The sequence below is a fragment of the Pseudomonas sp. C9D1 genome, from assembly GCF_056491235.1.
This window is the reverse complement of sequence record NZ_JBSZIE010000002.1, coordinates 1,153,416-1,176,528: the sequence shown is the minus strand read 5'-3', so window position 1 is coordinate 1,176,528 and position 23,113 is coordinate 1,153,416. Positions and strand designations below refer to the sequence as shown.

18 protein-coding genes are annotated in these 23,113 nt (G+C 67.3%); 9 read left to right on the top strand and 9 right to left on the bottom strand.

Features of this window, described 5'->3' with window-relative positions; translation table 11 throughout:
* Positions 1-15: 15 nt before the first annotated feature.
* Positions 16-816 (top strand): AraC family transcriptional regulator, encoded by an 801-nt coding sequence (locus ACXI0U_RS13690; RefSeq protein WP_031286840.1) that lies wholly within the window; start codon positions 16-18, stop codon positions 814-816.
* On the opposite strand, the gene ACXI0U_RS13685 is transcribed toward ACXI0U_RS13690, so the two are convergent.
* The 4 genes from ACXI0U_RS13685 to ACXI0U_RS13670 all read right to left on the bottom strand — a co-directional run bounded on the left by ACXI0U_RS13685 (position 813) and on the right by ACXI0U_RS13670 (position 4,617).
* On the bottom strand, positions 813-1,676 hold the full coding sequence (locus ACXI0U_RS13685; RefSeq protein ID WP_479550401.1) for a pirin family protein: 864 nt from the start codon (positions 1,674-1,676) through the stop codon (positions 813-815). The two genes, ACXI0U_RS13690 and ACXI0U_RS13685, sit on opposite strands and share 4 nt — an antisense overlap.
* 67 nt (positions 1,677-1,743) lie before the next feature.
* Entirely contained in the window at positions 1,744-2,163 is a 420-nt protein-coding gene (locus ACXI0U_RS13680; RefSeq protein WP_271658312.1) for an OsmC family protein, read from the bottom strand.
* A 78-nt stretch (positions 2,164-2,241) separates the two neighbouring features.
* Positions 2,242-3,522, bottom strand: coding sequence for a methyl-accepting chemotaxis protein (locus ACXI0U_RS13675; protein ID WP_374981928.1), 1,281 nt, complete (start codon positions 3,520-3,522; stop codon positions 2,242-2,244).
* 237 nt (positions 3,523-3,759) lie between these two features.
* Positions 3,760-4,617 (bottom strand): substrate-binding periplasmic protein, encoded by an 858-nt coding sequence (locus tag ACXI0U_RS13670; RefSeq protein WP_479550400.1) that lies wholly within the window; start codon positions 4,615-4,617, stop codon positions 3,760-3,762.
* Positions 4,618-4,738: 121 nt separating this feature from the next.
* Here ACXI0U_RS13670 and ACXI0U_RS13665 point away from each other — a divergent pair, with 121 nt between their 5' ends.
* Entirely contained in the window at positions 4,739-5,770 is a 1,032-nt protein-coding gene (locus tag ACXI0U_RS13665) for an amidohydrolase family protein (protein ID WP_479550399.1), read from the top strand.
* A 199-nt stretch (positions 5,771-5,969) separates the two neighbouring features.
* Here the strand turns inward: ACXI0U_RS13665 and ACXI0U_RS13660 are convergent, their stop codons facing one another.
* Positions 5,970-6,311: a BRO-N domain-containing protein gene (locus tag ACXI0U_RS13660; RefSeq protein ID WP_479550398.1), complete on the bottom strand. Its 342-nt coding sequence runs from the start codon at positions 6,309-6,311 to the stop codon at positions 5,970-5,972.
* Positions 6,312-6,926: 615 nt separating this feature from the next.
* Here ACXI0U_RS13660 and ACXI0U_RS13655 point away from each other — a divergent pair.
* The 6 genes from ACXI0U_RS13655 to ACXI0U_RS13630 all read left to right on the top strand — a co-directional run bounded on the left by ACXI0U_RS13655 (position 6,927) and on the right by ACXI0U_RS13630 (position 15,899).
* Complete coding sequence (locus ACXI0U_RS13655; RefSeq protein WP_043246178.1) at positions 6,927-7,391, top strand: DUF3859 domain-containing protein; 465 nt, start codon at positions 6,927-6,929, stop codon at positions 7,389-7,391.
* Between the two features lie 392 nt (positions 7,392-7,783).
* Positions 7,784-9,736, top strand: coding sequence for a DUF1302 domain-containing protein (locus tag ACXI0U_RS13650; protein WP_479550397.1), 1,953 nt, complete (start codon positions 7,784-7,786; stop codon positions 9,734-9,736).
* A gap of 55 nt (positions 9,737-9,791) precedes the next feature.
* The gene (locus ACXI0U_RS13645) at positions 9,792-11,162 is read left to right on the top strand and encodes a DUF1329 domain-containing protein (protein ID WP_374981566.1); all 1,371 of its coding nucleotides are present in this window, start codon (positions 9,792-9,794) and stop codon (positions 11,160-11,162) included.
* A gap of 164 nt (positions 11,163-11,326) precedes the next feature.
* Positions 11,327-12,061 (top strand): response regulator, encoded by a 735-nt coding sequence (locus ACXI0U_RS13640; protein WP_265169153.1) that lies wholly within the window; start codon positions 11,327-11,329, stop codon positions 12,059-12,061.
* A gap of 189 nt (positions 12,062-12,250) precedes the next feature.
* Complete coding sequence (locus ACXI0U_RS13635) at positions 12,251-15,076, top strand: hybrid sensor histidine kinase/response regulator (RefSeq protein WP_479550396.1); 2,826 nt, start codon at positions 12,251-12,253, stop codon at positions 15,074-15,076.
* Between the two features lie 91 nt (positions 15,077-15,167).
* The gene (locus tag ACXI0U_RS13630; protein WP_479550395.1) at positions 15,168-15,899 is read left to right on the top strand and encodes a hypothetical protein; all 732 of its coding nucleotides are present in this window, start codon (positions 15,168-15,170) and stop codon (positions 15,897-15,899) included.
* A gap of 146 nt (positions 15,900-16,045) precedes the next feature.
* Here the strand turns inward: ACXI0U_RS13630 and ACXI0U_RS13625 are convergent, their stop codons facing one another.
* The 4 genes from ACXI0U_RS13625 to ACXI0U_RS13610 all read right to left on the bottom strand — a co-directional run bounded on the left by ACXI0U_RS13625 (position 16,046) and on the right by ACXI0U_RS13610 (position 21,762).
* Positions 16,046-17,671 carry a methyl-accepting chemotaxis protein gene (locus tag ACXI0U_RS13625; RefSeq protein ID WP_479550394.1) on the bottom strand — a complete coding sequence of 542 codons (1,626 nt, stop codon included), beginning with the start codon at positions 17,669-17,671 and terminating at the stop codon, positions 16,046-16,048.
* A gap of 208 nt (positions 17,672-17,879) precedes the next feature.
* The gene (fabB, locus tag ACXI0U_RS13620; protein ID WP_021220692.1) at positions 17,880-19,097 is read right to left on the bottom strand and encodes a beta-ketoacyl-ACP synthase I; all 1,218 of its coding nucleotides are present in this window, start codon (positions 19,095-19,097) and stop codon (positions 17,880-17,882) included.
* Between the two features lie 11 nt (positions 19,098-19,108).
* Positions 19,109-19,624 carry a 3-hydroxyacyl-[acyl-carrier-protein] dehydratase FabA gene (gene fabA / locus ACXI0U_RS13615; protein ID WP_021220691.1) on the bottom strand — a complete coding sequence of 172 codons (516 nt, stop codon included), beginning with the start codon at positions 19,622-19,624 and terminating at the stop codon, positions 19,109-19,111.
* A gap of 209 nt (positions 19,625-19,833) precedes the next feature.
* Positions 19,834-21,762 carry an ATP-binding protein gene (locus tag ACXI0U_RS13610; protein WP_479550393.1) on the bottom strand — a complete coding sequence of 643 codons (1,929 nt, stop codon included), beginning with the start codon at positions 21,760-21,762 and terminating at the stop codon, positions 19,834-19,836.
* Positions 21,763-22,082: 320 nt separating this feature from the next.
* Here ACXI0U_RS13610 and ACXI0U_RS13605 point away from each other — a divergent pair, with 320 nt between their 5' ends.
* On the top strand, positions 22,083-23,105 hold the full coding sequence (locus tag ACXI0U_RS13605; protein WP_479550392.1) for an NAD(P)H-dependent glycerol-3-phosphate dehydrogenase: 1,023 nt from the start codon (positions 22,083-22,085) through the stop codon (positions 23,103-23,105).
* Positions 23,106-23,113: the final 8 nt, after the last annotated feature.

Sequence of the window (23,113 nt, the reverse complement as noted above, 5' to 3'; positions counted from 1 at the left end):
CAAAAGGGACAGCCGATGCCGCAAGCGAGACAAGTGCCGCCCGCCATTCCCCCGATCCCGGAATACCCGCGCCTGCCGCGCCCGGTGTACCTGCGCATGTTCGACATTCCCGCCGGCCACCCCATCGAGATGCACAGCCACGACTGGGTGCAGTTCACCTACGCCCGCGCCGGGGTCATGCAGGTGCTCACCGAGGGGCACAGCTACCTGCTGCCGCCGCAGTGCGCGCTGTGGATTCCCGCCGGGGTGCGCCACACCGCCTACAGCGAGCGGGCCATCGAATTCCGCAGCCTGTACCTGGACGCCTCGGTGCTGGACGGCTACCAGCGCGACTGCGCCGTGCTGCAGGTGACGCCGTTGCTGCGCGAGCTGATGGAGCGCGCTTCGGGCTTCCCCCGCGACTACCCGGAGCAGGGCGCCGAGGCCCGGCTGCTGCGGGTGCTGGTGGACGAGGTGCGCAACCTGGAAGCGGCGCCCTTCAGCCTGCCGCTGCCCCGGGATGCGCGGCTGCGGCGGATCACCGACGCGCTGCGCGCCGACCCGGCGGACGACCGGGGCATCGAGGCGTGGGCGGGGCAGGTGGGGGCGTCACGGCGCACCCTGGTGCGGTTGTTCCAGGCCGAGACGCAGCTGTCGTTCCGCGAGTGGCGGCAGCGCCTGCGCCTGCTGGCGGCGCTGCCGTTGCTGGCCGATGGTATGAGTGTCACCACCCTGGCCAGCGAGCTGGGCTATGACTCCACTTCGGCCTTCATCGCCCTGTTCCAGCGCCACTACGGCTGCACGCCGGGCGCCTACGGCAATCGCCTGCGCAGCTAGCGCGGCAGTTCGATGCGGCTGGTTTCGCCCGGCACCTGCGGCCAGTCGGCGGCGGCCCAGCGGGCGCGTGCCGCGTCGATGCGCTGCGGGTCGCTGGACACGAAGTTCCAGTTCATCCGCCGGGGGCCGTCCAGCGGCGCGCCGCCGATGATTACCAGGTGCGCGCTGCCACAGGCGGCGAGGCTGTATTCCACGCCTTCGGGCAGCACGGTCAGGGTGTTGATGGCCAGCGGCTGGTCGTCCAGCAGCACCTCGCCTTCCAGCAGGTAGAGCGCGCGCTGTGGGTGCTCGGTGGGCACCAGCAGGGTGGCGCCGGCTTCCATGTGCACATCGGCGTAGAGCGTCGGGGAGAGCACCGGCACCGGGGACTCCAGGCAGAAGCCGCTGCCGGCAACCAGGCGGATGCGCACGCCGAGGGCGTCCTGCTGCGGCAGGCTGGCGGCGGGATGGTGGCTGTAGCTGGGCGCGCGTTCCTCTTCCTCGCGGGGCAGCGCCAGCCACACCTGCAGGCCATGGATGCGCGAGCCGCTGGCCACGCGTTCCGCCGGGGTGCGTTCGACGTGAGCGACGCCGGCGCCGGCAGTCATCCAGCTCACATCGCCGGGTTGCACGCGCTGGTCGGAGCCGAGGCTGTCCTTGTGCTGCAACTCGCCCTCGAACAGGTAGGTGAGGGTGGACAGGCCGATGTGCGGGTGCTGGCGCACGTCCATGCCCTGGCCGGCCGGGTAGGCGCTGGCGAGCATGTGGTCGAAGAACACGAAGGGGCCGACGCTGCGGCACTGGGCCGACGGCAGGGGGCGGAGGATGGGCAGCCCGGCGACTTCTTCGGCACGGGGGCGGAGGGTGAGGATGTCGTTCATGCTGGGCTTCCGGCGCGGTGGAGGCGCAAGCATAACGCGTCCACGCGGGAAGCCCAGAGGGGCGGGCTTACTGGCTGAAATCGCCTTCGGCCAGGCGGGTCTCGATGGTCACTTCGGTGGTGGTCATCAGCTTGTGCAGCGGGCACTTGTCGGCGATGCGCAGCAGGGTGGCGCGCTGGTCGTCGGTGAGGGCGCCGCGCAGGGTCAGCTTCACGCTCATGCCGTACTGACCTTGCTTCTCCTGGCTGCTGTCGTGGGTCACGTCGACGCCGATGCCGGTCAGCGGGATGTCGTGGCTGCGGGCGTAGAGGGTCACGGTGAGGGCCTTGCAGGCACCCAGGGCGACGTCGAAATAGTCGTGGGGTTCCGGCGCGCTGCCTTCGCCGCCCAGGGCCTTGGGCAGGTCGGTGAACAGCTGGTGCTCGTCGCCGACGTTGATGCTGTGGCGATAGCCGTCTGCGGATTCGGTGGTAACGGTAATGGTCATGGGCAGTCCTCTGCGTGGTTTGGGTAGGCGGTCCTGCTGGTTAGAGGCCGCCCACCTCCTGAGTGTTCCCGTGACCGTTCAGATCAGCGCGCTGAGGCGCACATCGGCACCGAGCACGCGCTGCAGTTCGCCACGGGGTCCGAAAACCGGCACCGAGACGGTGAAGCAGAAGTCGTCGGTGGCGGACGAACGGTACACCGGCGTGATGTGACTGGCGAGGCCATCGGCGACCGCGCGGAACCACGGGCGCTGCCCCCAGTTGCGGCCCTTGCAGGATTCGCCCTGGTGCGGCACGTCGAGGGCGAAGACGTTCTCCGAGAGCTGGGTGCCGGTGCGGTCCACCAGGTAGAACAGTTCGATGCGTGCATCGCGCTTCAGCGTATCGGCCAGCAGCCCCTCGGCCTGGGCCGCGTCGCCCAGCAGCGCCGGCTCGCAGGCCAGGCGCTCGATGCTGCGCTGGATGTCGCGGTGCATCTCCAGGCGGAAGCCGCCCAGGCCCTGCAACAGGCGGTCGCCATCCTCACGCACGGCTTGGCTGTGGCGCAGCACCTGGCCGGCCTTGCCCAGTAGCTCGGCGGCCACCTGGGCGATGTTCTGCACGTCGCCGTTGATCGAGCGCACGGCCTGGCCGATCTGCTCGGTGCCGGAGGCGATCTGGCCGACGCGGCCGTCCAGCTTGTCCATGGCCGCGCGGGTGCTGTCCAGCCCGGCGCCCACCTGGAGCATGCCCTGGTGCCCCTCGGCCACCGCCTGGTGCATGCGCTCGCCGGCGTCGGCCAGCTGCGCCATGCCATCGCGGAAACGCTCGATGATGCCGCTCACCTGGGTGGTGGCGTCGGTGGTGTGCCCGGCCAGGCGCCGTACTTCCTCGGCGACCACGGCGAAGCCACGGCCGTGGCTGCCGGCGCGGGCGGCCTCGATGGCGGCGTTGAGTGCCAGCAGGTTGGTTTGCTGGGAGATGCTGGCGATGACGCCTATCACCTTGCTGACTTCCTCCAACTGGCCGGTGAGGTTGCCGATCACGCTGCCCAGCTGCTGCTCGCTGGTGCCGATGGCGTCCACCTGGCGCAGCACGTCCTGGCCGTTGCGCTGGCACTGGCGCAGGGTGCTGGAAACGTCGCCGGAGAGCCGCGCCACCTCGGCGGCACCGGGCACCAGCTCGGCGTCGAGGGTGGTGGTGACCTCTTCGCTGGCGCTGGCGATCAGCTCGGAGGATTGCGCCAGCAGCTGCCCGCTCTGCTGGTTGGCGGCGGCGATGCGCGCCAGCTCCGGGGCGTGGGCGGCGATGCCGACGGCGGCGCCGAGGCTGGTGCGGATGCGCTGTTGCAGGCCCTCGACGAAGCCGTTGAGGCGTCCCATCAGCGGGCTGCCGGCGGGTAGGCGGGTGGTCAGGTCGTGGGCGGTGAACAACGCGTCGAGCGCGCCTTCATCCGTGGCGCGGCGTGCGGGACGCAGAAGCTGCAGCATGGCGATCTCCCTTTCTTCTCGGTTTTCGAGGCGCGTTGCAAGCGAAGTGCCATTACGGTGGCGCCAGGCGTTGCGTGGCGGGGGAGGGTGCGCGCTGCACCGGCACGGGTCGGCCGGGGCGCTCAGGCGCTACTTGGGTGCAAGCGGGCGGTACCAGAGCGCCTCGCGGTCGATGGGGGTTTCTTCCGGCAGGTCGGGGTTGTCCAGTTCGATCACCTGGCGCTTGTCCATGCGTGCGCGGCGCAGGGTTTTGCCGTGGTAGCGCTGGAACAGGCGCTCGAAGCTGCCATCGGCGATGGCCGCCTCCAGGCCGCGCTGGATGGCGGCGGCCAGCTCGGGGCGCTGGCGCGAGGTGAAGAAGTAGAAGGCCGTCGGGTAGTGCAGCACCAGGTGCTCGTCCACGACCAGGTGCAGGCCATCGGCTTCGGCGCGGCGCTGTTCGTCCCAGGCCACCACCACCTCGCGGGGGAACAGCTCGAAACGGCCGGCGTCGAGCATGCGGAACAGGCTCTCGTAGCCCGGCGTGGTCACCACGTTGAGGCCGTTGGCGCGCAGGATGGCGGTGTCGGGCCAGTCATGGCGCTGGCCCATGCGCAGGGCTTCGAGCTGTTCGCGGCGGGTGACATCGGCGAGCAGGTCGCGCTGGTCGGCGCGCACCAGGAACACGCGCCAACTGATCAGGCCCTTGTAGATGGGGATGCGGATCGGCAGCAGGTCGGCTTCGCGTTCGCGGGTGGTCATGGTCCACATCAGTTGCACGCGGCCGTCGTTGCGCTCCAGGGACAGTTGCGCGCGGGACTGCGGCATGGGTTCCAGGGAGGGCTTCAACTGGTAGTCGCCGCCGCTGTGGGCCAGGGCCAGACGCAACAGCTCGACCACATAGGCTTCCGGGTCCTCGCCATTGGAATGCAGGGGATAGACCAGGCGCTCGCCGGCGGGGCAGGCGAACGCGACGAAACACAGCAGGAGAAGGGCGCAGCGCGGCATGGTGGAATTCTTTTGGTCGAGCCTGCTGCAGCATAGTCGCAGTAGGCCATCAGAGCATCCAGGTGAACCCGCCGGGCGTGGTGCCGGTCTACCCTTGCCACGACCGTCAGGAGGACGCCCCTTGCCCATCGCCCGCCATTGCCTCGCCGCCATCCTCGCCCTCAGTGCCTGCGCCGCCCAGGCGCGGGACTACCGCTACAGCGATTCGCACCTGCACTACGTGGACTTCTTCCAGGAAAGCGAGGGCATGCAGGGGCTGCTGAAGGCCATGGATGCGGGGGCCATCGACCACGTGATGATCTCCGGCATCCCGGTGGCCAAGAAGTGGCACGAGGACGAACCCAAGCGCCCGCGCTACTACGCTGGCGACGATGCCGATGCCTACTGGTACACCGCCACCGATACGCTGGTGGCCGCCGCCGTGAAGAAGCTGCCGGAGGACCAGCGCCATCGCTTCCATCCCTTCCTCAGCGGCTTCAACCCCAACGACAAGAACTCCGACGCGCACATCCGCCGCATGCTGGAGCTGGACCCGGGGCTGTGGCAGGGCATTGGCGAGGTCTTCACCCGTCACGACGACCTCACCGCGCTGATCGACGGCGACACCCCGCGCGCCAACAACGAGGCCATGGCGCGCATCTACCACCTCGCCGCCGAGTACGACCTGCCGGTGATGCTGCACTCCAACATCACCTCCAAGCGCGAGCGCAACCCGCTGTACCTGGCGGAGATCGAAGAACCCCTGCGCAACCACCCGCACGTACGCTTCATCTGGGCCCATGCCGGCACCAGCATGGAAATCCACCGCCACCAGAAGAAGCTCGACTTCCTTCTGCCCACCTTGAAGCGCATGCTCGGCGACTACCCCAACCTCTACGTCGACCTCTCCTGGACCGTGCTCCAGCCCTACCTCGTGGACAAGAACGGCACGCCCGACCCGGAGTGGCTGAAGCTGGTGGAGAAGTACCCCGAGCGCTTCATGCTCGGCTCCGATGTGGTGGGGCGCTTCGAAGGCCTGGGCGACTACCTGCGCGCCTACGACCCCTTCCTCGACGCCCTGCCTGCAGACGTCGCCAAGCGCGTGGCGCGGGACAACTTCCTCGCCGTGCTGCCACGCAACCCCAAGCACCTGGAGCAGGTCGCTGCGCCGTAATGCCGGGTTCAACCCCGCCTGCAACGGCTCGGTGCCGGGAGCGGCGTAGGGTGGAGGTCGCTTTTCGCCTCCACCGATCGGCGTCCCCGGGGGGCAACGCTGGTGGATGAAAAGAGCGCCATCCACCCTACGCATCGACCAGCTCCCGCATGGGTTGCTGCCGGGTGCACCCAACCTGCAACGGTGTGTAGCCCGGGCTTCAGCCCGGGGTGCGGTACATCCACAATTCCGGGAGCACGGCCTGGGTGACCCAGCGCCGCAGGTTGCGATTCTCCGGGTGGTAGCAGTAGGTGAAGAGCAGGGCGTGCAGGCCGGATTCGCTCACCACGGTTTCCTCTTCGAAGCCGCCATTGGCGGTGCGCAGGTGCACGCGCTGGCGCTGGTCGTCGCAGAGGTTGGCGAGCAGGCGCTCGTGGATATCGGTGTTGAGCAGGCGGCGCAGGTCGCGGGTGGAGAACCAGGCCTCGTGGCCGATGAGGAAGGCGCGCAACTGGCGGCGGTAGCGCAGGAAGTGGCGCGGCGTGATCTGGGGAAGGGACATGGCAATGCTCCGTCCATAGGCTGGGGAGCCGCCACCGAATCCTTGAAGGGTGGCGGACCGTGCGAGTGTGGAAGTACCGGGATGTTCCCAAGACCGGTCGGGCCGAAACCCGCTCGCACAGTCCGCCATAGACCGCCGACGTGAGACACGTCGCTATGGCGAGGGAACATCATCTGTACGGGCTTCCACACCCGGTTATGCCCCGAGGGGCACAACGGCGGGAACCCTAGCCAAGCCTCTTGTAGGCCGGCAATGCAGTTGCCACGTAGGAATTTTCAGGCGGCACATTCGTAGGGGCGACTTCAGTCGCCAAGCAGCCCGCAGGGTTGCCCTTGTGCACGGTCCTTGCCGGGTTGCACCCGACCTACAACGGCACCGTGCCGTAGGTTGGCGCCGAGCGCAGCGAGGCCCAACGGTGCGGGGATCAACTTCGCGCGTTGGGCTTCGTACCTCAACCCAACCTACGGAAGCCGTGTTTCCCTGCAGCACCGCCGGTGGATTAAAAGAGCGCCATCCACCCTACGCACCGGTCAGCCTCGCAGCCGGGTCTCAACCTGTCATCAGTTAGTCATGAAGGTGTCATAGCCTCGCGCCATCCCAACCAAGGAGCGAGACATGAAAGCAACCCGACTGAGTGCATTGATCGCCCTCGGCCTGGCATCCGGCGTGGCGATGGCCGACGTGCGGGTCGAAGGGCCGATCGAGTTCGGCGTATTCGAAAGCCGTTACCAGGACTACCAGCCCGGTGAGCGCGTGCTCACCAGCAGCACCCAGAACATCCTGCCCACCGACCAGGTTCCGGCGAAGCTCGGCACCAAGTTCGGCATGCGCTACAAGCTGGTGGGCAAGCACGAGAACGACACCCCGCTGACCCTGCTGTACCTCACCCCGGGCGTGACCACCCCCGACGGCGTGCGCCACGACAAGTTCGAGGTGATCCAGAAGATGGCACCCGGCGCGCCCCAGGACGTGATGGCCTACGAGTTCACCGAGACCCACGAAGTGGTCCCCGGCGAGTGGCGCTTCCTGGTGTTCCAGGGTGACCGCCTGCTGGCCGAGAAGAGCTTCGACGTGCGCTGATCGACCCTCGCGTCGAATGAGACCCGGCCTTGTGCCGGGTCTTTGCGTTTCTGGCCGGATATAACCTGCCGTGATGGTGTTTCGTTGTGGTTTACGGTGAGTTCTTTCTTAAAAAATTACCGTTTTTAGCCGAAATGGACGGTTGGCAGTCCGTACACACTTTGTTACCTTGCCTGCACTATCGTACCAACTAACGATTCCCGCTCATTACAAGAACAACAGCGTGACCGTCGCCGGCGTGCATTCCCGCGACGAAGATGGATACCTGCGAGAGCGTCGCCGAGGCCTGCCTGAACCGCCCGGACGCCGCTCCGCAGCCGAGAGAAAACAACAAAAGGGCCGGACATAGATCCAGCCCAGAAATCTTGGCCGTCAAGGGAGGTACGTTTGCTATGAAGAGGCATATCCGCTTATCCGCGATCGGGTGCAGGCCCCTGCAGGCGGGGGCAGCTTTCGGGCTGTTGCCGCTGCTGATCGCCGGCTCCGCGCAGGCCGTCGAGTTCAGCCTGCTGGACAACCAGCTCAGCGGTTCCATCGACACCACGCTCTCGTACGGCGCCATGTGGCGGGTGCAAGGGCGCGACGCCGACAACATCAGCGACATCAACGCCGATGACGGCAACCGCAACTTCGATACCGGCCTGGTATCGGAGGTGTACAAGGCCACTTCCGACCTCTCGTTGAAGTACGACAACTACGGCGCTTTCGTCCGTGGCACGGCGTACTACGACACCCAGATCATGGACAAGCGCAACGACTACTACGGCACCACCGGTGGCGTGGAGCGGCCCAGCCAGTCCTTCCCCGATGACGACCATTTCACCCAGGACACCCGCCACATCGCCGGGCGCAAGGGCGAGATCCTCGACGCCTACCTCTACGGCAGCTGGGATGTGGGTGCCATGCCCCTCGGTGCCAAGGTGGGCCGCCAGGTGATCAACTGGGGCGAGGGCGTGTTCTACCGCGGCGGGGTCAACACGGTGAACCCGGTGGACGCGGCCAAGTTCCACCTGCCCGGCTCCGAACTGAAGGAAGTGCTGGTGCCCATGGAGGCGCTGAGCTTCAACCTGGGCCTGACCGACAACCTGTCCATGGAAGCCTTCTACCAGTGGAAGTGGAAGGAGACCCGCCTGGACCCGGTGGGCACCTACTTCTCCGAGACCGACCTGTTCGCCGATGGGGGGCATACGGCGTATACGACCACTGCCGATCCGGACTTGCTGGCGATCCTGCAGGCTCACCAACTGGCCGCCGGGTTCGGCCTGGTGGGTAACGGCCCCAACGGGCCTAACGCCTACATCAACCCTGAGACTGGTGTGTTCAAGGTCGCCAATATCGGCAAGGACCTGCAGGCGGACGACAGCGGCCAGTTCGGCGTGGCCTTCCGTTACATAGCCGAGGAACTGAACTCCACCGAGTTCGGCTTCTACTTCGTCAACTACCACGCCAAGGAGCCTCAGATCGCGGTGGACCTGGCTGGCTACGACGGCATCGACCTGTCCTCCTTGTCCGGCTTTGGTCCCGCCGCACCGGGTATCGCCACCCTGGACATGGCGAGCAACGCCCAGGCCCGTCGCCGTTATGTCGAAGACATCCGCATGTACGGCTTCAGCTTCAACACCACGGTGGGGGATGCATCGGTTTCCGGCGAGATCGCCTACCGGCCCAATGCGCCCATCTCCATCTCCGCCACCGATGACCTGCTCAATGACTTGCTGGGGCAGGGCGTGCTGGGGCAGACAAACCTTTATGACAGCGGTGTCAGTGGCGATGCAGCCTGTGCCGAGGTGTCCGGCAAGCAGCTCTGCCGCAGCTCGATCTTCGACAACTACGAGCGGGCCGAGACCTACAACATCTCCCTGTCCACCATCTACAACTTCGGCCCGGCCCTGAGCTTCGACTCGGTGATCGGTGTCGCCGAGGTGGCCTCGCAGCACATCCGTGGCAGCAGCCTGAAGTACGAAGGTTTCGATGGCGCGACGCGTACGGTGCGCAAGTTCTCCAGCGCCACCGACAAGGCCTACGAAGACGACCGCACCACCGACAGCGACCAGATCAGCCGCGACAGCTACGGCTACACGCTGCTGGTTTCCGGCAGCTGGAACGACGTCTACGCCGGGGTGAAGCTGTCGCCGTACGCCGTCTTCCAGCACGACTTCCAGGGCAATTCGGATCGCACCGGCAACTTCATCGAAGGCCGCAAGGCGCACACCCTGGGGATCGACGCCACCTACCTGAACAGCTTCGAGGTGGGCCTGCAGTACACCGAGTACTACGGCGCCGGGCGCAACAACAGCACCCGCGACCGCGACAACGTCTCGCTCACCGCCAAGTATTCGTTCTGATGCCGAGCGCCCGGCGGCAGAACGCCGGGCCGTACAAGACAGGGAGATGCACCCCATGTTGAAGAAATACTCGTTGCTGCTGGCCGCCATCGTGCTCGCCGGCAGCGCCACCGACGCCCTGGCGGCGGTCTCGGCCGAGCAGGCCGCCACGCTCAAGTCGACCCTCACCCCGCTGGGCGCGGAGCGCGCCGGCAACGCCGCCGGCACCATTCCGGAATGGACCGGCGGCATCACCCAGGCGCCTGCGGGCTACAAGGGCTCGGGCCAGCACCATATCGACCCCTTCGCCGCCGACCAGCCGCTGTTCACCATCACCAAGGCCAACCTCGAGCAGTACAAGGCCAACCTCACCGACGGCGAGATCGCCCTGTTCAACGCCTACCCGGACAGCTTCCAGATGCCGGTCTACCCGACCCGGCGCTCCGGCTCGGCGCCGCAGTGGGTCTACGACAACACCCTGAAGAACGCCACCACCGGCAAGCTGCTCAACGGCGGCAACGGTTTCGCCGACGCCTATGGCGGCATCCCGTTCCCCATCCCGCAGAACGGCCTGGAGGCGATCTGGAACCACATCACCCGTTATCGCGGCACCTACATCGTGCGGCGCTCGGCGGAGGCGGGGGTGCAGCGCAACGGCGCCTATTCCCTGGTCACCTCCGAGGACGAGGCGCTGTTCCGCTTCTACGACCCCAAGGGCAGCTACGCCGACCTGCAGAACACCCTGTTCTACTACATGACTTTCACCACCGCCCCGGCACGCCTGGCCGGCAACGGCGCGCTGGTGCAGGAGATGCTCGACCAGGTCAAGGAGCCGCGCCAGGCCTGGGGCTACAACCCCGGCCAGCGCCGCGTGCGCCGCGCGCCGACCCTGGCCTACGACACGCCGATCGAGTCCACCGACGGCCTGCGCACCGCCGATGACACCGACATGTACAACGGCGCGCCGGACCGCTACGACTGGACCCTGGTGGGCAAGAAGGAGATCTACATCCCCTACAACAACTACAAGATCACCAGCCCCGAGGTGACGTACAAGGACCTGCTGCTGCCCGGCCACGTGAACCCGAAATACACCCGCTACGAGCTGCACCGCGTCTGGGTGGTGGAAGGCAAGCTCAAGGCCGGCGCGCGGCACATCTACTCCAAGCGCACCCTGTACCTCGACGAGGACAGCTGGGGCGCGGCGGTGGTGGACCAGTACGACGGCCGTGGCGACCTGTGGCGCGTCTCCCTGGCCTATCTGAAGAACTTCTACGAGCTGCCCACCGTGTGGACCGCGCTGGACACCTTCCACGACCTGCAGGCGCGTCGCTATGGCGTGCAGTGGCTGGACAACGAAGAGGCCGGCACCGTGGACTTCAGCAAGCCGTCCCCGGGGGATGCCTCCTTCAACCCGGCCGCCTTGCGACGCAAAGCCTCGCGTTGACGAGGCCCATGTAGCCCGTGCTTCAGCGCGGGGAGCGGAATCGTCTGCGCTCCCGGGCTGAAGCCCGGGCTACGGTGGTGTGGTCATCGTTCAGTTAGCCATTCGAGCGGGAGGCTGCTCGTCGCCGCAATGGCGCGCTATATTCCCCGCGTTCGCATTGACCGATGAGCGAGGGACCCATGGCCGGGCAGGTCAAGATTCTGGTGGTGGACGACGACGCCGAGATACGTGAGTTGCTGCAGGACTACCTGGGCGGCCACGGCTACCAGGTGGAGCCGGCCTGCGACAGCACCGGCATGCGCGCGGCCCTGGCCGCCGGCCTGCCGGACCTGGTGCTGCTGGATGTCGGCCTGCCCGGCGAGGACGGCCTCAGCCTGGCCCGCTACCTGCGCGAGCACCACGACCTGCCGGTGATCATGGTCTCCGGTGCCGGCAGCCCGGTGGACCGCACCATCGGCCTGGAAGTGGGCGCCGATGATTACGTGGCCAAGCCCTTCGACCCGCGCGAGCTGCTGGCACGGGTCAAGACCGTGCTGCGCCGCTACCAGCGGGTGCCGGCCTCCGCCGCTCCCACGATCCCTGTCGACGCCGGCAACAGCCTGCAACTGGGCGCCTGCCGGCTGGACCTGGACCGCCACCAGCTGTTCGACGGCAACGGTGCGGAAATTCCTCTTACGGCCATGGAGTTCGACCTGCTCCAGGCCTTCGCCCAGCGCCCCAACCGGCCGTTGTCCCGCGACCAGTTGCTCAACCTCACCCAGAACCGCGACTGGAACCCCTTCGACCGCTCCATCGACATCCGCATCGCCCGCCTGCGCCGCAAGCTGGAAACCGACCCCGACAAACCCCAGGTGATCCGCACCCTGCGCGGAGTGGGCTACATGTTCGTGCCGGGCTGATCAGCCGGCCTCTCCGCCAACCTCCCCGTAGGAGCAAGCTCTGCTCGCGAAGCTCCGGTGTTCCCCGCAGCTTCAGGACGCCGGTTGGCCGCCTTTGTTTCAATTGTTTCAACCGCGTTGTACCCCCTCAAAAGGCCCGGGCCGGCTCTCTATACTCCAGCCATCACCCAGGCTCGTGGAGGCCTTCCGATGAGCCAGACGGCACCCCGCCCGCTGTTCGATGGCGCCGCCGAGCACCAGCTGCGCCAGATCGTCGACAACAGCAGCGCGGTCATCTACGTGAAGGACCTGGAAGGCCGCCTGCGCCTGGTCAACCGTGCCTTCGAGCAGCTGTTCCGGGTGCGTGCGGAGGAGGTGATCGGCCACACCGACCACGAGTATTTCCCCAAGGAACTGGCCGATGTGCTGCGCGCCAACGACCTCAAGGTGGCGGAGCTGGGCCAGGAGCAGGAGTTCGAGGAGCGCCTGCCGTTCAACGGCGTGGTGCGCACCTACCTGTCCAGCAAGTTCCCGCTGTTCGACAGCGAGGGCCGGGTCACCGCCGTGTGCGGCATCTCCACCGACATCAGCTCGCGCAAGAGCGTGGAAGAGGTGCTGCGCTACGTCGCCCTGGGCATCTCGGCGGCCACCGGCAACGAGGTGTTCGAAGCCATCGCCCGCTACATGGTGCGCTCGCTGCACGCCGACTTCGCCTACGTCAGCCGCATCAGCGACGAGGGCCCGCACAAGCTCACCACCCTGGCCATGTACTACGCCGGCGAGCTGCGCGCCAACTCGACCTATGACCTGGAAGGCACGGCCTGCAGCGACGTGCTGGGCAAGGCCTTCCACTTCGTCGGCAGCAACCTGCTGGAGTGCTACCCGGGGGATGCGGTGTTCCGCGCCTCGGGCGTGGACAGCTTTGCCGGCTACCCGCTGTTCGCCAGCGACGGCCGCCCGCTGGGACTGATCGCCGCCGGACGCCTGGGGCCGATGAAGGAGCGCGAGCGGGCCGAGTCGGTGTTGCGCATCTTCTCGGTGCGGGCGGCGGCGGAGATGGAGCGGTTGGAGGCCGAAGCCAGCTACCGGGCGATCTTCGCCGGCTCCGAGGACGCCATCCTGGTGCTGGATATCGACAGCGGCGCCCTGGTGGACGCCAACCCCCGCGCCTGTTCCACCGTCGGCTACAGCTACGAGGAAATGCTCGGGCTGGACATGGACGCCTTCAGCGCCGGCTACGAGCCCTACACGGCCAGGCATGCCGCCGGCTTCCTGGCCCGCGCGGCGGCCGGCGAGCCGCAGCGCTTCGAGTGGCACCGGCGCAACCGCGACGGCAGCCTGCATTGGGACGACGTCTCGCTCAAGCGCGTGACCCTGTCCGGCGTCGACCGCATCCTGGTGTTCTGCCGCGAGATCACCCAGCGCAAGGAGGCCGAGCAGGCCCTGCGCACCAGCGAGCAGCAACACCGTGCCATCGCCGACACGGCGCTGGACTGCTTCATCGGCATGGACCGCGCCGGGCGCATCCTTGCCTTCAACCCGGCGGCCGAGCGCTGCTTCGGCATCGCTCGTGACGACGCCCTGGGTCAGTGGCTGCTGAAGCTGATCATCCCCGAGCGCTTCCACGAGGTGTACGAGCGCGCCTTTGAGAGCTACGCCCAGACCGGCACCGGTGACTTCCTCGGCAAGCGTATGGAGGTGGTCGCCCAGCGTGCCTCGGGCGAGGAGTTCCCCGCCGAGCTGGCGCTGACCCAGGTACGCGGCGACGAGGGCCCGCGCTACATCTGCTACCTGCGCGACATCACCGAGCGGCGCCAGGCCGAAGAGGAAAAGGCGCGCCTGGAGCAACAGCTCCGCCAGGCCCAGCGCATGGAGGCCATCGGGCACCTTACCGGCGGCATCGCCCACGACTTCAACAACCTGCTGACCAGCATGCTGGGCTACACGGTGATGGCCCAGGAGCACGCCGAATCCCTCCATGACGAGCGCCTGGGCAAGTACCTCACGCGGGTGCAGCGCTCGGCGGAGAAGGCCCGCGACCTGATCCAGCAGATGCTCACCTTCAGCCGTGGCAGCCGGGGCACGCCCCAGGTGGTGGCGCTGGACCTGCTGCTGGGCAACTTCATCCGCCTGGTGGATTCCACCCTGCCGGCCACGGTGGAACTGGAGACGCGCCTGGCCCACGACCTGCCGGCGGTGCTGGTGGACCCAGTGCAGCTGGAGCAGGTGCTGATGAACCTGTGCATCAACGCCCGCGACGCCATGGGTGGGGCTGGGCGCCTGCAGGTGGGGCTGGGCCAGGTGCAGGTGCAGGCGGGCGTGTGCGCCTCGTGCCAGCAGCGCATCGACGGGCAGTTCGTCACCCTCACCGTCAGCGACAGCGGGCCGGGCATCGACGCGGCGTTGCGGGCGCAGATCTTCGAGCCGTTCTTCTCCACCAAGGCCAGTGGCCAGGGCAGCGGCATGGGCCTGTCGATGGTGCACGGCATCGTCCACGAGTACGGCGGGCACATCCAGCTGGACAGCCCGGCGGGGCAGGGCGCCACCTTCCGCATCCTCATCCCGGCCCATCACCAGGCGCCGGAGGCCGCGTTCAACGTCATCGCCTGCCATGAGGCGCTGCCGCCGCGTTCGGCCCTGCGCGGGCGGGTGGCGGTGGTGGACGACGACCCCGTGGTCGGTGAGTTCATGGGCGAGCTGCTGGCCAACTGGGGCGTGGCCGCGCAACTGTTCGGCGATCCGGAAGAGGCCAGCCGGCAGCTCTGCGCCGATGCCTATGCCTGGGACTTCGTCATCCTCGACCAGAGCATGCCGCGCCTCACCGGGCTGCAACTGGCGCGGCGCCTGCTGGCGGCGCGGGCCGATTTGCCCATCGTGCTCTACACCGGCTTCAGCGACAGCCTGGTGGAGGCGGAGGTGCAGGCCCAGGGCGTCAAGGCGCTGTTGACCAAGCCGCTGGACCAGGCGCGCCTGCATCGCCTGTTGCGCAACTGGCTGCCGGCAGCGGGCCACGGATACCAGACTGAAACAAACTGAGCGGTTACTGCCATCGGGCAGATACAGGGGGGCGGCAATCTGGCCCTGACTGCAGAGCCCTGCAGCCCCAGACCCCTGGCAGGACCGCATCATGAACAGCACACTCGGACGTACCGCGACCTTTACCTTCGGCGTTATCAGCTACCTGGTCTTTCTCGCCGCGTTCAGCCTTTCCATCGCCTTCGTGGCCAATCTTCCCTGGGCGCCGGCCCGTCTCGACGGCGAGCCGCTGTTGGTGCCTGGTTGGGCGCTGGCCGTCGATTTCGCACTGCTCGTCGCCGTTGGCCTGGTCTATTGGGCGAGCCGCGGCGTTACCCAGAACGGGCGGGTACTGCTGGTCAGCCTGGTGGTGTTGGCGTTGCTGGTGCTGTGGCAGCCGCTGAGCGGCGAGGCATGGCGCCTGCAGAGCCCGGCACTGCGCCAGGTGCTGGCGGCGGCCTTCGGTTTCGGCGGGGCCTTGCTGCTCTATGGGGTGCTGCTCAGTGACCAGTTGGCAGCGGGTGGCCTGCATGCCGCCGCGCGGCGCCTGTTCGGCCTGGCCGACGAGGGCAGCGATGAGGCGCGCGAGGAATGGCGCCGCCAGCGCGGTGATGCGCTGAGCCTGGGCGTGCTGCTGCTGGCGTGGGCTACGCCGGAGCTGAGCGTCACCCACTTGGTGCTGGCGCTGCTGGCGAGCCTGGGTGTTTACCTGGTTCGGCGCCGGGTGCTCGATGGCCAGCCGCAGGAGGGGGCCAAGCAACCTGAAGCGAGCCACCCCCGGCGTCCGGTGCTGGTGGCCTCGCGCAAGGCCGGGGCACCGATCGACCCGGTGCGCGCCGCCTGAGTGAGCAACCCGGTTCGCCCTGCGTCGAGGCCTTAGCCTGGATGCGTGCACGGCCGATACGAAAGAACCCCAGCACCGCGAGGTGCTGGGGTTCTTCGTTTGCAGCCTGCCCTGCGCCTCCCTGGCGGCGGGCCATGCGGGTGCGATCAGACGGTGAAGCGCGCAACCATGCCGTTGAGCTCCACGGCCAGGCGCGACAGCTCGTGGCTGGCGGCGGCGGTCTGGTTGGCACCGGTGGCGGTCTGCACCGAGATGTCGCGGATGTTCACCAGGTTGCGGTCCACTTCGCGGGCCACCTGGGCCTGCTCTTCGGCGGCGCTGGCAATGACCAGGGTGCGTTCGTTGATCTGGCTGACCTGCTCGGTGATCTCCACCAGGGCGCGGCCGGCGGCTTCGGCGATTTCCAGCATCTGCCGGGCGCGCTGGTCGTTCTGGTTCATGGCGTCCACGGCTTCGCCGGTGCCGCTCTGGATGCTGCCGATCATCTGCTCGATTTCGCGGGTGGATTCCTGGGTGCGGTGGGCGAGGGCGCGGACCTCGTCGGCGACCACGGCGAAGCCACGGCCCTGCTCGCCGGCACGGGCGGCCTCGATGGCGGCGTTGAGGGCCAGCAGGTTGGTCTGCTCGGCGATGGCGCGGATCACGTCCAGCACCTTGCTGATGCTTTGTGCGCGGTCGGCCAGGCCTTCCACCAGGGTGGAGGTGTGGGCGACTTCCTGGCTCATGCTGCGGATCGCCTGCACCGTCTGCTGCACGCGGTCGCGGCCGTCCTGCGCCGATTCCTCGGAGGCACGGGAGGCGTCGGAGGTGGAACTGGCGTTGCGCGCGACCTCTTCCACGGCGGCGGTCATCTCGTTGACGGCGGTGGCGGCCATTTCGATTTCGTCGTGCTGGCGGGTGAGGGAGCGGTTGCCTTCCTCGGTCACCGCGTTGAGTTCCTCGGCGGCGGAGGCCAGCTGGGTGGCGGAGGTGCCGATCTGCTGGATGGTGCCGCGCAATTGCTGCTGCATGCGCAACAGGGCGGTGAGCAGCTGCGCCGGTTCGTCCTTGCCGGCGGTGTCGATGCGCCCGGTAAGGTCACCGCTGGCCACCACGCCGGCCGCCTGCACGGCTTCGCTCAGGGGCAGGGTGATGCTACGGGTGAGGGCCCAGGCGAGGGCGACGGTGATCAGTGCGGCGATCACCAGCACGCTGATGACGGCGGTGGTGGCGCTGGCGTAGTTCTCGTCTGCCTGGGTGTTGGCGGCGTCGGCGCCCTGGGTGTTGTAGTCGGAGAGTTCGTTGAGCGCCTTGAGGGTGGTGCGGTAGTTGTCCAGCAGCGGGCCTTGGAGCAGTTCGGTGGCGGCCGCCTTCTCACCGCCCTTGGACATGGCGAGCAGCTTGTCGACACCGGCGATGAAGCCCTGGCGCTCCTGGGTGTAGCGGTCGAACAGCTGCTGGTCGCGGCCCGGGTCGATGCCGGCCTTGTAGGTGCTTTCGGCCTTGTCGAGCTGGGCGATGATTTCGCGCATGCGCGTTTCGAGGAACTGCTGGGAGGACTGATCCGTCGCCAGGACATGGCCGAGCTGCACCTGGCGCAGTTCGGTCAGGGACAGGTTGATCTGGGCGATGGTGCGCACGCTGGGCAGCCAGCTCTGGCTGATCTCGGTGGAGGCGTCGTTGATCACCGACATGCGGTTGAGCGAGAACAGGCCGGTCAACACCAGCAGCAACGTGATGATGGCGAAGCCGAAAGCCGCGCGGGGCGCGATGGGGAACTGACGCAGGAACATGGGTACTTCTCCGGGGTGGCTGCGGGACGAACCAGGGAGGCTCGGAAAAAGTATAGGAAGCCCTGTGAATTACGCGTGAACTTCACCGCTGCGCTGGGCTTGCGAGCCTCTGGGACGGTAGTGGCGGGACTTTCCATGGCCCTGAAACGACCATGCCCGTATCGGTGATACGGGCATGGCGGGTGTTGCGTGCCTGGCGGCGCTGGCGTCAGGCCGAGAAGCGCTTGAGCACCAAGGTGGCGTTGGTGCCGCCGAAGCCGAAGCTGTTGGACATGATGGTGTCCAGCTTGGCGTTCTCGCGGGTCTCGCGCAGGATCGGCAGGTCGGCCACTTCCGGGTCCAGCTCGTCGATGTTGGCGGAGCCGGCGATGAAGTTGCCTTCCATCATCAGCAGGCAGTAGATCGCCTCGTGCACGCCGGCGGCGCCCAGGCTGTGGCCGGACAGGCTCTTGGTGGAGCTGATGGCCGGGGCCTTGTCGCCGAACACTTCACGCACGCCGCGGATTTCGGCGACGTCGCCGACCGGGGTGGAGGTGCCGTGGGTGTTCAGGTAGTCGATCGGGGTGTCGACGGTGGAGAGCGCCTGCTGCATGCAGCGGATCGCGCCTTCGCCGCTCGGAGCGACCATGTCGTAGCCGTCGGAGGTGGCGCCGTAGCCGACGATTTCCGCGTAGATCTTGGCGCCACGCGCCAGGGCGTGCTCCAGCTCCTCGACCACCACCATGCCGCCGCCACCGGCGATGACGAAACCGTCACGCTTGGCGTCGTAGGCGCGGGAGGCCTTCTCGGGGGTGTCGTTGTACTGGGTGGAGAGGGCGCCCATGGCGTCGAACAGGCAGCTCTGGCTCCAATGCTCTTCTTCACCGCCGCCGGCGAAGACCACGTCCTGCTTGCCGAGCTGGATCTGCTCCATGGCCTGGCCGATGCAGTGGGCGCTGGTGGCGCAGGCGGAGGAGATGGAGAAGTTCACGCCCTTGATCTGGAAGGGGGTGGCCAGGCAGGCGGATACGGTGCTGCCCATGGTGCGGGTCACACGGTATGGGCCGATGCGCTTGACGCCCTTTTCGCGCAGGGTGTCGATGGCTTCCATCTGGTTGACGGTGGACGCACCGCCCGAGCCTGCGATGAGGCCGGTACGCGGGTTGGAGATCTGCTCGGGTTGCAGGCCCGAGTCCTTGATCGCCTGTTCCATCGCCAGGAAGGCGTAGGCGGCGGCGTCGCCCATGAAGCGGAAGATCTTGCGATCGATCAGCTCTTCGAGGTTCAGGTCGACCGAACCGGAAACGTGGCTGCGCAGGCCCATTTCGGCATAGGACGGGTTGTGGCGGATGCCGGCCCGGCCTGCACGCAGGTTGGAAGAAACGGTTTCCTTGTCATTGCCCAGGCAGGAAACGATGCCCAGGCCGGTGATCACGACGCGACGCATGCGGATAACCCTTAAAAGCTGTCAGTGGAAGTGAACAGGCCGACGCGAAGGCCTTCGGCGCTGTAGATTTCGCGGCCATCGACGCTGACGGTGCCGTCGGCGATGCCGAGGATCAGCGAGCGGCTGATGGTGCGTTTGATCTGGATGTTGTAGGTGATCTTTTTCGCCGTGGGCAGGATCTGGCCGAAGAATTTCACTTCGCCCGAACCCAGGGCACGGCCGCGGCCGGGGTTGCCCTGCCAGCCGAGGTAGAAGCCGACCAGTTGCCACATGGCGTCCAGGCCCAGGCAGCCCGGCATCACCGGATCGCCTTCGAAGTGGCAGGCGAAGAACCACAGGTCCGGGTTGATGTCGAGCTCGGCGACGATTTCGCCCTTGCCGTACTTCCCGCCGGTTTCGCTGATATGGACGATGCGATCGATCATCAACATGTTGGGGGCGGGCAGTTGCGCATTACCGGGGCCGAACAGCTCACCGCGACTGCAGCGCAGCAGATCTTCCCGGGAATAGGCGTTTTGTTTTGTCATGCGAGCTCCTCAATGGTCCCCGTACGCAGGGCTTGGCATTACGTCCACACCGCCGCGCGCACAGGCGTCGAATCGGCAGACTAGTCATAGACTGTTGCGTTGCGGTGAAAGTCACAGAGTACAGTCGTTCACTTGAATCAGGGACGCTTGCGCCTTTGCCCTGGCGCTTTTGTGACGCAAGCCTGCCGCACTTTAGCACTGTTGCCCACTCACCGAAGGTCGGGGGGGCAATCCGTCGCGCCGCCCAGCCAGCGCTGCAGGACGCGCTGCAAGTCGGCCCGTTTGAAGGGCTTGGCCAGGTAGTCGTTCATGCCGGCTTCCAGGCAGGCTTCGCGGTCGCCCTGCAGGGCGTTGGCGGTGAGGGCGATGATCGGCGTGCGGGCGCCACCATTCATCTTGCGAATCTGTCGGGTGGCTTCGTAGCCGTCGAGCACCGGCAGGCGGCAGTCCATGAGGATCGCCGAGAAGTGTTGCCGCGAGGCGCTCTGCACCGCCTGGGCGCCGTCGCCCACCAGGCTGACGCGGTAGCCGAGGCTGCGCAGCATGGCTTCGATCACCGTCTGGTTGACCGGGTTGTCTTCCACCAGCAGCACCTGCTGGCCCGCGCCGTTGCTGGCTTCGTTGCCGTTGCCCTGGCTGGCGCGATGCTCCTGCTGGCGGAACGGCAGGGGGATTTCCAGGGTGAAGATCGAGCCCCGCCCTTCCAGGCTCTCGGCGCGCAGGGTGCCGCCCATGCGCTCGGCCAGGGTGCGGGCGATGGGCAGGCCCAGCCCGGTGCCGCCGTAGCGCCGGGAGATGGAGCTGTCGGCCTGCTGGAAGGCGTCGAACATGTGCTCCAGGCGTTCCGGCGGGATGCCGATGCCGCTGTCGTGCACGGCGCAGGTGAGCCAGAGCACCTCGTCGTCCAGCGGCTGCCATTGGGTGAGCACGCGGATACCGCCGTCCTCGGTGAATTTCAGCGCGTTGCCCATCAGGTTGACCAGGATCTGGCGGATGCGCGTCGGGTCGCCTTGCACCTCGATCTGCTCCAGGCCTTCCTGGGTCTCCAGGGTCAGCGCCAGGCCGCGCTGCGAGGCGCTGTGCTGGAACACCTGTACCGAGCCTTGCACCAGCTCCAGCAGGTTGAAGGAGATGCGCTCCAGCTCCAGGGCGCCGCGCTCGATGCGGGAGAAGTCGAGGATGTCGTTGATCACCTTGAGCAGGTGCTCGGTGGACTCGGCGGCCAGGGCGGCGTATTCGGCCTGCTCCTGGTTCAGTTCCGTTGTTTCAAGAAGTTGCAGCATGCCCAGCACGCCGTTCATGGGCGTGCGCAGCTCGTGGCTCATCATCGCCAGGAAGTCGGATTTCGCACGGTTGGCCTGCTCGGCCTCTTCGCGGGCGGTGATCAGTTGGTCGATGGCCTGCTGCTGCTCGCGGCTGGCCTTGTCCAGGCCGCTGGCGAGGTTATTGATGTGCCGGGCCAGGTCGCCCAGCTCGCCTTCGTCCACCACCGGCAGGCTGGCCTGGTAGTTGCCGCCCTGGATGGCCTCCACCGCTTCGCCCATGGCGCTGATGGGCTGCGACAGGCGGGTGGCCAGGCGCCGCGCCAACAGGAAGGTGAGCACCAGGGCGAAGAGGGCGAGCACTGTGGCCTTGAGGAGGATTTCCTGCTGGCGGCTGCTGAACGCATCGTTGGACATGCCCACCACCACGCGGCCCAGGTAGCCGCTGGCGAGCTTGCCGTTGCTGCGTTCGCTGTGGAACAGGGTTTCGCTGTCCAGCTTCATCTGCTGCATGCGGATGGGCGCGTGGAACACCTCCACCTGGGGCCCGGCGCGATCCAGGCTGCCGGGCTGCTCGACATACACGAGGATGTTGTCCTCGCGGTCGCGCACTTCGAGGAAGCGCACGTGGGGGGTGTCCAGGGTGGCCTTGAGCAGGCCTTCGAGTACCGGCAGGTTGCCGGCGATCACGCCGTATTCGGCGGCCGGCGCCAATTGGTTGGCGATCAGCTGGCCGGTGTGGTTCAGCTCCTGGCGCAGGTCCTGGAGGCGGGCGAAGGTGAAGAAGCCGGTGAGCAGCAGCGTCAGCAGCAGGGCCGGGCCCAGGCTGATCAGCTGGGTACGGGTGTGGATGTCCCAGCCGCGGCGCAGGCTCATCGGCAGCTCCCGGCACGGGCGCTGGCGGTGGAGCGGGGGAGGGCTGGGCGGCGGATCATCCGTGTGCCTCGTGACAGGCTCGTCCATGGAAAAGGTGATGGCATGGTGAAACTCTAGCTGGGCCTGCGCTCTGGTCGAATGGCATCCGTCGCGGCGGGTGTGGCACCTCGTTCGTCCGCTGCGGTCATAGAGGGCTGGATTGTCGTGCCTGGATTCGGACTTGACCAGTGGCAGATGGCGAGTTTGAGACTGGCTGGTCGCTCGGCCCTCCGTATAATGCGCGCAACCCGCCATCCCCGATGGCTCTACATGGACTGGTTATGACTCAACAGCAATCGATCGCGGTGCTGGGCGGCGGCAGCTTCGGCACCGCCATCGCCAACCTCCTGGGCGAGAACGGCAAGAGCGTGCAGCAGTGGATGCGCGACCCGGAGCAGGCCGAGGCGATCCGCGCCAACCGCGAGAACCCGCGCTACCTCAAGGGGGTGAAGATCCACCCCGGCGTCGAGCCCACCACCGACCTGGATGCGGTGCTCGCCAGCTGCGAGCTGATCTTCGTCGCCATCCCCTCCAGCGCGCTGCGCAAGGTGCTCGAACCGGTGGCCGGCCAGCTGAAGGGCCGCATGCTGGTCAGCCTGACCAAGGGCATTGAGGCGCAGAGCTTCCTGCTGATGAGCCAGATACTCGAAGACATCGCCCCCGAGGCGCGCATCGGCGTGCTGTCCGGCCCCAACCTGGCCCGCGAAGTGGCCGACCACGCGCTGACCGCCACCGTGGTCGCCAGCGAAGATGCCGAGCTGTGCCAGCAGGTGCAGGCCGCGCTGCACGGCAAGACCTTCCGCGTCTATGCCAGTGCCGACCGCTTCGGCGTCGAGCTGGGCGGCGCGCTGAAGAACGTCTACGCCATCATCGCCGGCATGGCCGCCGCGCTGGGCATGGGCGAGAACACCAAGAGCATGCTGATCACCCGCGCCCTGGCGGAAATGACCCGCTTCGCGGTGAAGCTCGGCGCCAACCCCATGACCTTCCTCGGCCTGGCCGGCGTCGGCGACCTGATCGTCACCTGCTCCTCGCCCAAGAGCCGCAACTACCAGGTCGGCCATGCCCTGGGCGAAGGCCTGAGCCTGGAAGACGCCGTCGCCCGCCTCGGCGAGGTGGCCGAGGGCGTCAACACCCTCAAGGTGCTCAAGGCGCGTGCCGAAGAGCTGCAGGTGTACATACCGCTGGTCGCGGGCCTGCATGCCATTCTTTTCGAGGGGCGTACGCTGGCCCAGGTGATCGAAGCGCTGATGCGCGCCGAGCCGAAGACCGATGTCGACTTCATTCCCACCAGCGGCTTCTGAGCCCTGCC

What these genes read in the sequence shown, in the direction of transcription:
- ACXI0U_RS13635 (WP_479550396.1), top strand. Translation starts at nt 12,251, where the DNA reads ATGAGCCAGACGGCACCCCGCCCGCTGTTCGATGGCGCCGCCGAGCAC.
- ACXI0U_RS13610 (WP_479550393.1), bottom strand. Translation starts at nt 21,762, where the DNA reads ATGAGCCTGCGCCGCGGCTGGGACATCCACACCCGTACCCAGCTGATC.
- fabB (WP_021220692.1), bottom strand. Translation starts at nt 19,097, where the DNA reads ATGCGTCGCGTCGTGATCACCGGCCTGGGCATCGTTTCCTGCCTGGGC.
- ACXI0U_RS13630 (WP_479550395.1), top strand. Translation starts at nt 15,168, where the DNA reads ATGAACAGCACACTCGGACGTACCGCGACCTTTACCTTCGGCGTTATC.
- ACXI0U_RS13625 (WP_479550394.1), bottom strand. Translation starts at nt 17,671, where the DNA reads ATGTTCCTGCGTCAGTTCCCCATCGCGCCCCGCGCGGCTTTCGGCTTC.
- ACXI0U_RS13645 (WP_374981566.1), top strand. Translation starts at nt 9,792, where the DNA reads ATGTTGAAGAAATACTCGTTGCTGCTGGCCGCCATCGTGCTCGCCGGC.
- ACXI0U_RS13660 (WP_479550398.1), bottom strand. Translation starts at nt 6,311, where the DNA reads ATGTCCCTTCCCCAGATCACGCCGCGCCACTTCCTGCGCTACCGCCGC.
- ACXI0U_RS13675 (WP_374981928.1), bottom strand. Translation starts at nt 3,522, where the DNA reads ATGGGACGCCTCAACGGCTTCGTCGAGGGCCTGCAACAGCGCATCCGC.
- ACXI0U_RS13670 (WP_479550400.1), bottom strand. Translation starts at nt 4,617, where the DNA reads ATGCCGCGCTGCGCCCTTCTCCTGCTGTGTTTCGTCGCGTTCGCCTGC.
- ACXI0U_RS13640 (WP_265169153.1), top strand. Translation starts at nt 11,327, where the DNA reads ATGAGCGAGGGACCCATGGCCGGGCAGGTCAAGATTCTGGTGGTGGAC.
- ACXI0U_RS13680 (WP_271658312.1), bottom strand. Translation starts at nt 2,163, where the DNA reads ATGACCATTACCGTTACCACCGAATCCGCAGACGGCTATCGCCACAGC.
- fabA (WP_021220691.1), bottom strand. Translation starts at nt 19,624, where the DNA reads ATGACAAAACAAAACGCCTATTCCCGGGAAGATCTGCTGCGCTGCAGT.
- ACXI0U_RS13690 (WP_031286840.1), top strand. Translation starts at nt 16, where the DNA reads ATGCCGCAAGCGAGACAAGTGCCGCCCGCCATTCCCCCGATCCCGGAA.
- ACXI0U_RS13650 (WP_479550397.1), top strand. Translation starts at nt 7,784, where the DNA reads ATGAAGAGGCATATCCGCTTATCCGCGATCGGGTGCAGGCCCCTGCAG.
- ACXI0U_RS13605 (WP_479550392.1), top strand. Translation starts at nt 22,083, where the DNA reads ATGACTCAACAGCAATCGATCGCGGTGCTGGGCGGCGGCAGCTTCGGC.
- ACXI0U_RS13685 (WP_479550401.1), bottom strand. Translation starts at nt 1,676, where the DNA reads ATGAACGACATCCTCACCCTCCGCCCCCGTGCCGAAGAAGTCGCCGGG.
- ACXI0U_RS13655 (WP_043246178.1), top strand. Translation starts at nt 6,927, where the DNA reads ATGAAAGCAACCCGACTGAGTGCATTGATCGCCCTCGGCCTGGCATCC.